Below are 12,715 nucleotides of genomic sequence, written 5' to 3'. Positions count from 1 at the left end.
AAAAAGCTGCCCGGGGGAGGACAGCTTTTTTTGTGCGATTGTATTTAGCCTAAAGTTTGGCTACTGCTTTGTGTGTTGTTTTAATAATCACGGCAGCAATTTTGTAAGGATCCCCGTTTGAGGCAGGGCGACGGTCTTCCAGGCGGCCTTTCCATCCATCTTCAACTGTTCCTACCGGAATACGGATAGAGGACCCGCGGTCGGAAACACCGTAACTGAAGTCGGTAATGGCTGCTGTTTCGTGAAGACCGGTTAAGCGCTGGTCGTTGTAAGCACCGTAAACATCGATGTGTGCCTTGATGTTTTTTCCGAATTCTTCGCAGATGGCAACGAATACGGCTTTGTCGCCACAGGTTCTCATTAAGCCATTGGAGAAATTCGCGTGCATGCCAGAGCCGTTCCAGTCCAGTTCTTTGCCAAGAGGTTTGGGGTGCCAGTCAACAACGATGCCGTATTTTTCAGCGGTTCTTTCCAGGAAGTAACGCGCCACCCAGATCTGATCGCCTGCGTTGTGCGCGCCTTTGGCGAAAATCTGAAATTCCCACTGTCCGGCAGCCACTTCCGCGTTGATTCCTTCTACGTTCAGGCCGGCTTCCAGACAAATGTCGAAGTGTTCTTCAACAATGTCACGGCCAAATGCTTTGTCTCCGCCAACACCGCAATAGTAAGGGCCTTGAGGGGCCGGATAGCCATCAGCCGGAAATCCAAGGGGTTTGTTGGTTTTAGGGTCCATCAGGAAATATTCCTGTTCGAAGCCAAACCAAAAATCTTCGTCTTCTTCTTCAATATGAGCTCTTCCATTGGAATCATGAGGTGTGCCATCCGGGTTCAGTACTTCTGTCATGACGACATAGGCATTGTTGCGGTCGGGGTCTGGAAAAATGGCAACGGGTTTTAATAATAAATCCGAAGAGCCTCCTGTTGCTTGCTGTGTTGATGAGCCATCAAATGACCATACAGGACAATCTTCCAGTTTCCCACTAAAGTTTTCTGCAATTCTTGTTTTCGCCCTTAGGCTTTGCGTCGGCTTGTATCCATCCAGCCAAATGTATTCCAGTTTTGATTTCATTTTGTTATGAATTTTGAGTTAACGATATGTTTTTGTCAATGATCCTAGGTCAAAAGTAGAGTCATGGATCAAAAATACGCATAAGTTGCCAACATTTTGTAATAATGTTAATATTAAATTCACATAAGTGGAATGTATTTGTGTTATCCCCTGTTTTGGAAAGGGGTGTTATTGTGTAGATGTCTTGTTTTGTTGCTTGTGGGTGTTGATAATAGGGGGGTGTCCTGTTCTTTGTGTTCTGTTTCGTGGTTGGTGGTCCCTTTTTTAGATAGGTTTGGGGCTTTGGGGATGCGGTCGTTTTTGTAATCAAAAAAAATATTTTTGCAGAAGAATGGGTTATTATTTCTTCTCATTGCGTAATTTTAATTGTTTGCTCCGAACTGATGGGGTGGATGTCAATAACAATGAGATTTATAAACGATGAAAACTTACAACCCGATAAATTTTAGTAAAAATGAGAAACATTGACCGAAGAAAATTTTTGAAATCTTCCGGTTCGGCTGTCGCAGGAAGCATGATGTTGCCTGCTTTTATTCAGTCGTGTCAGGGTACGCCCCTGTCGGTTGAAGTTCAGGCCTACCTGGATCATTTCGGGATAGACCTTCATTTGTTACAAAAAGTGACAGATAAAGCACTGAGCAAAGGCGGTGATTATGCCGACCTGTTTTTTGAGCACAAAACAATGAATATTTTGGCATTGGAAGACGGCAAGGTGAACAGGGCCTTTTCCAATATTGACTTTGGTGTAGGCATTCGGGTGTTGAAGGGAGACCAAACCGGTTTTGCTTATTCTGAGACCATTACACCTGAAGCATTGATGAAGGCTGCGAATACGGCAGCCAATATTGCCAGCGGATCCAAAAATATTCCGACGCAGGAAATTGTTGAAGCTTTCCCATCCGATTACTATGGAATCAATCGCTCGTGGGAGGAGGTGACGGTTCCGGAAAAAATTCCGTTTATTCAACGGCTGAATGATCAGATTTTTGCGCTGGACAACCGCGTTTCCAAGGTGAATGCGAACTTGTCTGACGAGTCAGCCTATGTGTTGTTCTATAGTTCGGAAGGGGTTTTGAGCTACGACTACCGTCCGTTGGTTAGTTTGGGTGCTTTCTGTGTGATGGAGAAAGACGGACAAATTGAAAATGGCTACAGTTCCCGTTCTTTCCGCAAAGGATTTGAATTTTTACAGGACGACCTGATTGAACTGGTTGCCAAAGAGGTGGTTGACCGTACCAGCTTGCTGTTTGAAGCCACCAAGCCCAAGGCCGGCGAAATGCCCGTGGTGATGGGGGCCGGTGGTTCCGGTATTTTGCTGCATGAAGCCATCGGCCATACGTTCGAGGCCGATTTCAACCGCAAAGGCACTTCTATTTTTGCTGATAAAATGGGTAAGAAGGTAGCTGAAAGCTTTGTCAATATTATTGATGACGGCACCCTGCCTGACAATCGGGGATCATTGAACCGCGATGATGAAGGAAATCCGACCGAGAAAACCTACTTGGTGAAAGATGGTGTTTTGAATAGTTACATCCACGACCGGATTAGTGCCAAGCACTACCAGGTGAATCCAACAGGAAATGGAAGGCGCGAATCGTTCCGGCACGTTCCTTTGCCCCGAATGCGGGCAACTTATATGGAGACGGGTCCTCATACCCGCGAGGACATCATTACCAATGTAAAGCAAGGCATTTACGTGGACAACTTCAGCAATGGCCAGGTGAAAATTGGCGCCGGCGACTTTACATTCTTTGTGAAGTCGGGTTACCTAATTGAGAATGGCAAGCTGACCCAACCCATTAAAGATATCAATATCATAGGTAATGGGCCGCAGGCGCTGGCAGATATTACCATGTGTGCTGATGATTACTTGATTGATAACGGAACCTGGACCTGCGGAAAAGGAGGTCAGTCAGTTCCGGTTACCTGTGGTCTTCCAACGGTTTTGGTTAAAAAGCTGACGGTTGGAGGTATGAGTTAAAAAGCTTGAATTCATCAGAAAAATGGTATAAAATGACACAAGAAGAAAAATATACGCTGGCCAAGTGGGCCATGCAACACGCCTTGGATAATGGTGCCGATGATGTCGGTATCATCATTTCAGAAAGTAAGAGCAGCAATGTCGATGTCCGGGAGCAAAAGATTGATACCCTGAAGGAAGCCATTCAAAGTAGTATGAGTGTCCGGTTGTTTGTCGACAACAAATATTCGGTGCACCGCACCAACCGCCTGGAGCAAAAGGAGCTGGCGCATTTTATTGAGCAGGCCATTGCCGGTACGAAGTATTTGTCGCCTGACCCGTTTCGCAGTTTGCCCGATCCGGCCTTGTATTACAAAGGTGAAGAGCGGGACTTAAGCACTGTTGATCCTTCGTATGATCAGCTTGACCCGAAAACCAAAGTCGATCTTGCTTTTCAGGTGGAGAAGGAGGTGTATCAAAAAGATGACCGGATTATTTCGGTTACGGCAAGCTATTCGGATCATACCAGCAGCCGGTTGATGCTTACCAGTAATGGTTTTGAAGGAGAAACGTCCAACAGCAGTTTCAGCCTGTACGCGTCTGTATCGGTTGACGGAGGAGATGCCCGCCCGAGCGAAGGCTGGAGTGAACGTGCCATCTTTTTTGACCAACTGAAAAAGACAGAAGTTGGAACGACAGCCCTGGATCGTGCCTTGAAGAAAATCGGGCAGAAGAAAATCGCTTCGGGGAAATATGACATGCTCGTTGAAAATTTAAGTATACCGCGCCTGTTTTCGCCCTTAATTAGTGCGCTGAATGGTTACAGTATTCAGCAGAAAAACTCGTTTTTGATAGACAAGCTGGGCCAAAAAGTTGCGTCGCCAAAATTAACTTTGACTGATGATCCTTTCCTTCAGCGTGGATTGGGGTCGCATTTGTTTGATGGCGAAGGGCTGGCCGCGAAAAAGCGAATGGTCTTCAATCAAGGCGTTTTGGAAACCTATTTCATCGATACGTATTACGCCAAAAAGCTGGAGACTGAGCCGACCACCGGCGAAACATCGAACCTGATTTTTGAGCAGGGAGACAAGAACCTGGAGGCGTTGATTAAAGGAATGAAAAAAGGCATTCTGGTTACCGGCTTTAATGGCGGAAACACCAATGGATCAACGGGCGATTTTTCCTATGGAATCGATGGATTTCTGATTGAAAACGGTGAAATTGTTCAGCCGGTTTCCGAAATGAATATCAGTGGTAATATGAAGGATTTGTGGGTGAGTCTGGCGGAAGTCGGCAACGATCCCAATTTAAATTCATCCTGGCAAACGCCATCCATGGTGTTTGAGGGGGTCGACTTTAGCGGAAGCTAAGTCTGGCCAAGGATATGGAATGAGTGAAATGCCTTCTTCGTTTAGCGGGGAAGGTATTCTTTTTTTATTTTTGAAGAAAAACAAATTGTGGCAAGACGAGAGAAAAAAGGGAAAAGTAAAAGTTCAGCAGGGTACAATCAGAAGGTTGGAGAGGACTTTCTGCAACAGAATGCGCAAAAGGAAGGCGTGGTAGAAACGGCTACCGGGCTGCAGTATAAAATTGTGGAAGAAGTGGAAGGTGAAAAGCCAGATGCTTACAGTACTGTGCTGATTCATCAGCGGGCCTTGCTGCTGAATGGAACCATTCTGGAAGATACTTACCGCCAGAATAAGCCGGACGAGGTGAGGCTTGCTGAGTTGATTGAGGGTTTGCAGGAAGGCCTCCAGTTGATGGGGAAAGGAAGTCGGTATAAGTTTTGGGTGCCTGCTGATTTGGCTTGGGGGCGCAAAGGAACCAGCAATAAAATTCCACCTTATGCGGTGCTTTCTTTTGACATTCGTTTGGTTGATATCCTTGCTTAGTCGAAATAAATAGCATCCTTTTGCGTTTGGGATTCAAGTTCTGGCATTAATCTTGTTTAATCGGGAACTTATAGGAAGTTAGAATAAAATAAACAATAAAAATTGAAGCGTATGAAAACAATTACACGACTTTTAATGATCCTTACACTTGCTGTTTTTGCGGCCTGTGAAGGACCAGTAGGCCCTCCCGGACCTCCGGGAGAAGATGGGCTGGATGGATTTGATGGAGAAAATGGCTATCTTTTTGAAATAGAGGGGACTTTTTCACCGACCAATGATTATTCCTTGTATTTTGCTTTCCCGGAAGATTTTACGACTTACGATACGGATATCGTCATGGTTTACATTTTGTGGGACCAAGTGGAGTCGAGCACTGGCGAATGGCTGGATGTATGGCGGGCTTTACCTCAAACCTACATTGTGGATGAGGGGTTGATCGTGTATAATTTCGACTATACCGTGGGGGATGTTGAAATCTTTATTGATCAAACTGTGGGTGAGCTTCTGCCGGAAGAGACCGATAATCAAATATTCCGGATTGCGGTGCTGCCTGCCGAGTTCTGGTCAACTAAATCAGTTGATATTAACAACCTGGATGCCGTGATGAAGACAATGAATGTAAGCGAGAAGACGGTGAAGAAAGTGAGTATCACCAAATAGCCAGGAACAACGGAATAAAAAAAATGGCACGTCAATCAGTTGACGTGCCATTTTTTATTCTGAGCGATACTTCGCTTAATATTCTTTGACAGTTCCGGAGCCGGCAATTCCCTGGTCAACCAGCGGATTGCCCTGGTAGGTTACGCTTCCGGAGCCGGCAATGCGTACATGCAGGTTTTTTACGGCAAACACGTCGGCGCTTCCCGAGCCAACTACTTTTACCTTAACATCAGTTGATTCAAAGTTAATGCCTTTGAAATTGCCCGAACCGGAAAGGTTGACCGACAGGTCATCAGAAACACCGTCGCCGGCAACTTTAATATTTCCGCTGCCTGAAACCGAGGCCTTAACCCGGTCAGCTTTCAGGTCGTCCAGTAAAATGTCGCCACTTCCGCTTACTGTAAGGTCAAGAATACGGCTTACAATGGGGCCATCATTGATCAGGTCGCCTGAGCCGGAAAGTGATAAAGCATTTATTTCGGGGACGGTAATGTATACTTCAATTTTTCCCGGAGTGAATGATTTGAATACGTAGTTTTTGGCAGCAAAACGAATAATCAGTTCCCGGCCTTTTACTTCCGTGATGATTTCTTCAAGGGTTGATGACTTAGCCACCAGCTCAACCGATTGTTTTTCGCCTTGTTCAACATAGACCTGAGCCGGAATGCGAATGGAGATTTCAGAAAAGGAAGGAACTTCTCTGGTTTCTTCGTCCGCTTTGGCAGTCAGTCCGATAAATAAGCTAAAGATGGTAACTAAGGTTATCAATTTTGTTTTCATAGCGTGTTATTTTAGTTTTCTATTGTTTGTTCACTTCGTAAAGACCGCTTAAAAAATGAAAGGTTGCATGAGCGGGCCCAAAAAATTAATCGAGGTCCAGAATTCCATCGGGGCATTGGATAACGATTGTCCGTTCGTTCTCATTCAGTTGAACCAGTAAATCTTCATTGAACGGAATCAGCACTTCTTTGCCGTGGTATTGAACTTGAAACAGCAGGTTGCCGCCAAAGTCTTCCACGCGCTCAATGGTACCGATCTCCCCAATTTTGGGGTCCGATAGGCGGAAGCCAATGAGGTGGTGAAGCGTAAATTCATCCTCCGAATGAATAAGATCTTCTTCTTTCAGGTAAACGGAAACTCCGTTCAGTTTGCGGGCCTGTTCTTCGTTCTCGATCCAGTCCAGCTGCACAATGGCCGACTCGGCCGAACGAAAGCGAAGACCTTCGTCCGAAATGAAATAAGGAACCAGCAGGCCGTCCAGTTCCAGAAAAAGCGTGGGTTCTTCTTCCAGACTTAAGTCATACTGAGGCTCAAAAATTAAGGAGAGTGCCCCTTTGATGCCATGCGGTTTCTGAAAATAGCCAATTTTTTGGCAGGTGTTTTTTTCAATCGTTTCCATGGCTCAAAAATAGGAAACAAGCTTGCTTGAAACAAATCAGAAATTCAAATTAAATCGACTAAGCCGTAGGTTTTTGTTCGGCCGGAAAATGAGCCTGTTTCCTGACTTGGTTGCGAAATTAGATCGTCGGAAAGCTTGTTAGCGCCATTGCTTTGCCTATTTTTGTAAACAATGAACAAACTTTTTGACATCCAGCAGTTTCAGCAGTTCGACAATATGGAGCTGATTGCCCGTGAAGTGGTTGAAGGTTTTATTACCGGACTTCACCGCAGCCCTTTTCATGGGTTTTCGGTTGAGTTTGCCGAGCATCGGCAATACAATCAAGGGGAATCGACCAAGCACATCGACTGGAAATTGTTTGCCCGGTCAGATCGTTTGTATGTTAAGCAGTATGAAGAAGAAACCAACCTGCGCTGCCAGCTGGTGATTGATACTTCCTCGTCCATGTTGTTTCCTTATGAAACGGGGAAGCATAAACTGTTCAATAAGCTGGCATTTTCAGCTTACAGCGCTGCTGCCCTGATGTACTTGATGCGGCGGCAACGCGATTCGGTTGGCTTAAGCTTGTTTTCCGATCATATTGAATATCATTCCGAATGCCGATTGTCCTCGGTGCATGCGGAGTTGCTGTATGGCAAGCTGGCCGGATTGTTAACGAGGGGAAAGGATGATCTTCGCAAAACAACCAATGCGGTTGAGGCGCTTCATCAAATTGCCGAGCAGGTGCATAAGCGATCGCTGATTTTGATTTTTAGCGATATGATGGATGACAGCGAAGACGAGGAGCTTTTCTCGGCCTTGCAGCATTTGCGGTACAACAAGCATGAGGTCATTCTTTTTCATGTAACCGACCATAAGCAGGAGAAGCAGTTCGAATTTCAGAACCGCCCCTACCGCTTTGTTGACCTGGAAAGTGGTCAGCAATTGAAATTTTCGCCGCACGAACTAAAAGAAAATTACCTGAAAGCGATTGCTCAGCGGTTTGAGCAGCTGCGGGTGAAGTGCGGGCAGTACCACATCGACCTGGTTGAAGCCGACATCAATGAAGAATTCAGCCAGGTTTTGCACCAGTTTTTGCGCAAGCGAAAAAAGCTTTACTGATCGCTTTTGATTAAGGTGCAGCTGATGGGGTAGTGGTCCGAGTAGTTCACCCGGTCAACCTTGAAATTGTAACTTTGATAATTGGGGCTATGCAGGATATAGTCAATTCGAAACGAGGGCAGTTTGCCCAGGTAGGTATTCCCAATGCCAACTCCCGAACCAACAAAGGCGTCTTTTAGTCCCTGGGCCACCGTGGCGTAGGTGTAGGAAATGGGCGTGTCGTTAAAATCTCCACAAACAATGACTTCATGCGGAGAAGCCGCAATGAGCTGGTGCAGGGTTTCGGCCTGCTCGGTGCGTTTGATGAAAGCTTTCTTTAGCTTCGATCCGGTGTACCGTACTTTGCGGTAAGTTTCTTCCTGTTCTTTAAACGAAATGGAGTCCAGCGACTGGATTTCAGCATCCGTAAACCGATAGCTTTCCAGGTGGCAGTTGAACAGGCGAAGGGTGTCTGTTGGGGTCTTCAGGTCCGAAATCAGAATCATGTTAGCCGAGGCTTCAAAGTGCACTTCTTCCTTGTAAATAATGGGGAAGCTGGAATAGTTAACCAGCGAGCCTGTTTTGCTGGTGTGCACATATTTCAGTTTTTTGGGATCGGGTAACTTGCCTTTGGTTGGCCTTTTGGTAAAGCTGTTTTGGCCGGATGGGCGAAACTCCTGCAAACAAATTACGTCGGCCTTTTTACTTTGAAGGTGTGTTAATACGTTGGCGGCAACATCGCTTTTTTTGCTGCGCATATCACCATAAAAATTCTTCACATTGTAACTGCAAACAACCAGGCCTTCTTCCGTGCTTTGCTTACCTGTTAGCTGAATGTAGTGCGACAGGTGGGTGTAGCCCACGGCAATGGCCAGCAGGGATAAAATGGCAAAGCGGGTTTTGGTAAATAACCACAGCACAATGAAAAGCAGGTTCAGCAATAAAAAATAAGGGAAGGCCAAGCCAAAAAAGGCGGCAACCCACCAGCTGGCCGGACTGATTTTGACAGACAGGTAGCTCATTAAAAGTCCCAGGATGGCCAGTAGGTTGAAAAACAGGATGCTATTTCTGAGAAATTTTTTCAAGGCGATGGTTCAAGTTTTATAAAACAGTTTAAACAAATATAAAGAAAAGCCAGCAAGCAAATCAAGCCCGTTTGGGAAGGATTTATTGCTTGGTGTTTTTCAGCACGATACTCCGGATTTGTTCCTGAGCAAGTTTGGTTTTTCCCAGACCGGCTTGTTCTGCCAGTGCGAGGTAGGGCAAACTTTCCGGATTGATGCCAAGGCGTTGGGCGGCAGAGCTCTCAGCTGATACGATATCGGTTGAAATAATCAGGCTTTTATAGTCCTTCAAGCCTGTTGGAGTTGCTACCCGGCAGGCGTCCATAATGTTTAGGCTCGGCTTTTTGTAGTGCAGAAAGTCAAGCAGTTGTTGCGGAGCCATAGATTGATTGCCGGACTCTTGCCAGATTAAGCCCTCCAAGTTTCGGAATGCTCCAAAATATTGGTTGTCTGGCCTGATTTGTACGGCCGGCACATTGATGATCAGATCCACTTCCTGCAAAACCTCATGCAACTTGGGGTGTTGCATGGATTGGGCGTTGGGAATGTTTACGCTTTTGTACAAGAAGTCTTTGTTTCCGGGCAGAATTTTGGCCCCGGCATCTTTTACTGCTCGTTCAATGCCGCTGTTCTTGTAGCACTGGGTCCATTTATCCTCAGTTTGGTCAACCAGGAAAACGCCCCGTGAGCCTGCTTCGTAGCAACGTCTGACCAAGGTGGCCAGCAATTTGGGGTTGGTGTTTAACCCGCTTTCGGGCGACTGGTTCCATTGGAGGGTGGGTTTTACCAGTATTTTTTGTCCGGGCTGAATAAACCGGTCCAGGTCGCCAAGCGCTTCCAGTCCCAAGTCAAGCATCTCTGCCGGACTTCCGCCTCGTAAAATCACCATCTCGGGGTGGCTTGTGGCTGCATAAGCTTTTGGTAAAAGGCAAAAGCCGCCGGCTGCCAGAAGGCTATGTGTGATAAATTGTCTGCGTTTCATAAGAGGGATTTTATGGTCGGAGTCTTTCCGCATAAATCATGCGGTTCTTTCCGTTTATATCTTTTCTTAAGGTAACGTTTGAAAAACCGTTTTCTTTCAATAAAGCAACCGATTCTTCGCCAAAAGCTTCGTTGATTTCCCAGAATAGCTGGCCTCCATACCGAAGGTGTTTCAGGGCAAATGTGGTTAAAGCCTGGTAAAAAACCAGCGGGTCTTCATCGGGTACAAACAGGGCTTTTGCCGGTTCGTTGTTTAAAACCAGGTCGCTCATGACTGCTTTTTCCGAATCGGTAACATAAGGCGGATTGCTAACCAGGATGTCAATACCGGGGAAAGACTCGGGAAGCAGTGGGTTTAAAATGTTCAGGTGAAAAAAAGCCACTTCGGTTTTGTTCAGTCCTGCATTTTTGCGGGCAACATCCAGGGCCTCCTCCGAAATGTCGCAGCCCATTACCTCAGCTTCGGGCCAGTGCTTTTTCAGACTGATGGGAATACAGCCACTGCCGGTTCCCATATCAAGAATGCGGGGAGCCTGGGTTTGACGGGATTTCAAAATCCAGTCCACCAGCTCTTCTGTTTCGGGCCGGGGAATCAATACACTGGGGGTGACCTTGAACGGAAGTCCGTAGAATTCGGTTTCACCTAAAATATACTGAATGGGCTCCTGCTTTTTTAGCCGGGCCACAATTTGGAGGATTTGCTGATTTTCCTCTTCCGTCAAAAGGACATCTTTTTTCAGCATCAGGTCGCTTAGCGTGTAGCGCCGGAGCTTTTCAAAGATGATGCGGATCAGACTTTCAATTTCACCTTCGTGATAAAGCCCGGTTAATTCTTTTCGGATAAACTTGATGCTTGCCTGCATTTATTTGTATTTTTGGCAAAGTTAAATTTTTTGGGATGAACACAGCTGAAAAATACATGAACCGGTGTTTGGAACTGGCCCGTTTGGGTGCCGGCAATGTTGCACCAAACCCGATGGTGGGCTGTGTGATTGTGCATGAAGGGAAAATTATTGGTGAAGGTTTTCATCAGCAATGTGGTGAAGCTCATGCTGAAGTCAATGCCATTCGCTCGGTGAAAAACAAGGATTTGCTGTCGTCATCGACCCTGTATGTGAGTCTGGAGCCTTGTGCGCATTTTGGTAAAACACCTCCCTGTTCCGATTTGATTATTGAACATCGGATTCCGAAAGTGATTATTGGTTCGATTGATTCGTTTGCCAAAGTGGCCGGCAAAGGCATTGAAAAAATGCGTAAAGCCGGGATTGAGGTTACGGTTGGGGTGCTGGAAAAAGACTGCCTGTGGCTGAACCGGCGTTTCTTTACCTTTCATCAGAAAAAACGACCTTACCTGATTCTGAAATGGGCACAAACCATGGATGGATTTCTGGATATTGACCGTTCGCAAATAACCTATGGCAAGCCCACCTGGATTAGCAATGAGCTTTCGCGCAGGCAGGTGCATAAACAGCGGACCGAGGAAGCTGCTATTTTAATCGGCACCAACACGGCTTTGAAAGACAATCCTTCGCTTACCGTTCGTGAGTGGGATGGCAATCAGCCCTTGCGCTTGCTTTTGGATCGCACCAACCACTTGTCGGAAAAGCTGAACCTGAAAAGCGGAAGCTGTCCTACGGTGGTTTTTACCCAGGAAGCAGTCGAATCGAAGCCCAACCTGGAATATGTGCAAATTGATTTTCAGACGAAGGTTATCCCTCAGGTTTTAGCGTATTTGTATGACCACGACATTCAGTCGGTGGTGGTTGAGGGGGGCCAGCATTTGTTGCAATCGTTTATCGATCAGAATTTGTGGGACGAAGCCTATGTGTACTATGGGAATACCTTTTTTGTAAAAGGGGTGCCCGCTCCTCGTTTGCCCGTAGCACCATCCCAATCGGAAAATATGCACGATACCTTGCTGAAGTTTTTTATCAATCCGGCTTAAAGGCTAATGTTAGCCCCAAGCTAACCATGATTGCATCGCGGGACTTTTGCCTGCAAAGGGGATGGGCCGGAAATGCAGGAAGTTGAATTCGTTTGGTTCAAGTACTTATTCGTTCGATTGAAGTTGCCATTCGTTTCGATAAAGTCATTATTCGTCTAACTCAAATGCCTGTTCGTTAAGGGAAAGTCATTATTCGTGGGGTTGAAACAGACTTTCGTTAGGTTGACATGGTTATTCGCTGATCGCGCTCAAATAGCCCTTGGCCCGTTTTCAATGATTCGAATTTTCAGCACGCGCTCTACATATTGAAAGTAGTAGAACAGTTTGTGGTTGATTTCCAGTCCGTAGTCTGTTTGCGAATCATAGTTGATTTGCCCATCGAGCAGTTGTGAGTTGTGTCGCCAAATGGTTTGGTAGTTCCACGCATTCACATATTGTTGGTTCCAGTTTTCATAATAGCTTTGAGAATGGTACCACGACGGTTTGCTGTAGGTAATGTACCAACTCTCGAAACCCGGATCCAACACAATCAATTCATAGCTGACACTGTCGTTTTCTTCCTCCGCATTCACTTCTTTGAGTTGAATGTTGTTCTGGCTGGCGCAAGCGGCTAAAATTAAAACCAGAAGGATAAATGCAAAATTTTTCATGGCTGCTGTTTTGAA

Annotated in this window: 13 protein-coding genes; 6 read left to right on the top strand and 7 right to left on the bottom strand. The window is 46.0% G+C overall.

The window, feature by feature from the left end; all coding sequences use genetic code 11:
• Positions 1-49: 49 nt before the first annotated feature.
• Complete coding sequence (locus tag Q1A18_RS07210) at positions 50-1,069, bottom strand: glutamine synthetase beta-grasp domain-containing protein (protein WP_299578265.1); 1,020 nt, start codon at positions 1,067-1,069, stop codon at positions 50-52.
• 454 nt (positions 1,070-1,523) lie between these two features.
• On the opposite strand from Q1A18_RS07210, the gene Q1A18_RS07205 reads away from it, so the two are divergent.
• The 4 genes from Q1A18_RS07205 (at position 1,524) to Q1A18_RS07190 (ending at position 5,581) form a co-directional block, all read left to right on the top strand.
• Positions 1,524-3,050, top strand: a complete 1,527-nt coding sequence (locus Q1A18_RS07205) for a metallopeptidase TldD-related protein (RefSeq protein WP_299578264.1) — start codon at positions 1,524-1,526, stop codon at positions 3,048-3,050.
• 32 nt (positions 3,051-3,082) lie between these two features.
• Positions 3,083-4,399, top strand: a complete 1,317-nt coding sequence (locus Q1A18_RS07200) for a TldD/PmbA family protein (protein WP_299578263.1) — start codon at positions 3,083-3,085, stop codon at positions 4,397-4,399.
• A gap of 87 nt (positions 4,400-4,486) precedes the next feature.
• Positions 4,487-4,921 (top strand): FKBP-type peptidyl-prolyl cis-trans isomerase, encoded by a 435-nt coding sequence (locus Q1A18_RS07195; protein ID WP_299578262.1) that lies wholly within the window; start codon positions 4,487-4,489, stop codon positions 4,919-4,921.
• A gap of 111 nt (positions 4,922-5,032) precedes the next feature.
• Positions 5,033-5,581, top strand: a complete 549-nt coding sequence (locus tag Q1A18_RS07190) for a hypothetical protein (RefSeq protein WP_299578261.1) — start codon at positions 5,033-5,035, stop codon at positions 5,579-5,581.
• A 75-nt stretch (positions 5,582-5,656) separates the two neighbouring features.
• Here Q1A18_RS07190 and Q1A18_RS07185 read toward each other — a convergent pair whose 3' ends face one another.
• A complete protein-coding gene (locus Q1A18_RS07185; protein ID WP_299578260.1) occupies positions 5,657-6,361 on the bottom strand; it encodes a head GIN domain-containing protein in 705 nt (234 codons plus the stop codon).
• An 85-nt stretch (positions 6,362-6,446) separates the two neighbouring features.
• Positions 6,447-6,980 carry a ribosome maturation factor RimM gene (gene rimM, locus Q1A18_RS07180; protein WP_299578259.1) on the bottom strand — a complete coding sequence of 178 codons (534 nt, stop codon included), beginning with the start codon at positions 6,978-6,980 and terminating at the stop codon, positions 6,447-6,449.
• A 171-nt stretch (positions 6,981-7,151) separates the two neighbouring features.
• On the opposite strand from rimM, the gene Q1A18_RS07175 reads away from it, so the two are divergent.
• Positions 7,152-8,081: a DUF58 domain-containing protein gene (locus tag Q1A18_RS07175; RefSeq protein ID WP_299578258.1), complete on the top strand. Its 930-nt coding sequence runs from the start codon at positions 7,152-7,154 to the stop codon at positions 8,079-8,081.
• Here Q1A18_RS07175 and Q1A18_RS07170 read toward each other — a convergent pair.
• From Q1A18_RS07170 to prmC, 3 genes are all read right to left on the bottom strand, one after another.
• Positions 8,075-9,145: an endonuclease/exonuclease/phosphatase family protein gene (locus tag Q1A18_RS07170; protein WP_299578257.1), complete on the bottom strand. Its 1,071-nt coding sequence runs from the start codon at positions 9,143-9,145 to the stop codon at positions 8,075-8,077. The genes Q1A18_RS07175 and Q1A18_RS07170 overlap by 7 nt on opposite strands.
• 82 nt (positions 9,146-9,227) lie before the next feature.
• A complete protein-coding gene (locus tag Q1A18_RS07165) occupies positions 9,228-10,106 on the bottom strand; it encodes a DUF362 domain-containing protein (RefSeq protein WP_299578256.1) in 879 nt (292 codons plus the stop codon).
• A 10-nt stretch (positions 10,107-10,116) separates the two neighbouring features.
• A complete protein-coding gene (gene prmC, locus Q1A18_RS07160; protein ID WP_299578255.1) occupies positions 10,117-10,968 on the bottom strand; it encodes a peptide chain release factor N(5)-glutamine methyltransferase in 852 nt (283 codons plus the stop codon).
• Between the two features lie 35 nt (positions 10,969-11,003).
• On the opposite strand from prmC, the gene ribD reads away from it, so the two are divergent.
• Positions 11,004-12,050, top strand: coding sequence for a bifunctional diaminohydroxyphosphoribosylaminopyrimidine deaminase/5-amino-6-(5-phosphoribosylamino)uracil reductase RibD (gene ribD, locus Q1A18_RS07155; RefSeq protein WP_299578254.1), 1,047 nt, complete (start codon positions 11,004-11,006; stop codon positions 12,048-12,050).
• A 248-nt stretch (positions 12,051-12,298) separates the two neighbouring features.
• Here the strand turns inward: ribD and Q1A18_RS07150 are convergent, their stop codons facing one another.
• Positions 12,299-12,700 carry a DUF6146 family protein gene (locus tag Q1A18_RS07150; protein WP_299578253.1) on the bottom strand — a complete coding sequence of 134 codons (402 nt, stop codon included), beginning with the start codon at positions 12,698-12,700 and terminating at the stop codon, positions 12,299-12,301.
• Positions 12,701-12,715: the final 15 nt, after the last annotated feature.

This window comes from uncultured Sunxiuqinia sp. (assembly GCF_947495665.1).
Taxonomy (GTDB): Bacteria; Bacteroidota; Bacteroidia; order Bacteroidales; family Prolixibacteraceae; genus Sunxiuqinia; species Sunxiuqinia rutila.
The sequence above is the reverse complement of the archived record's forward strand: the minus strand, read 5'-3'. Positions and strand labels throughout refer to the sequence as shown.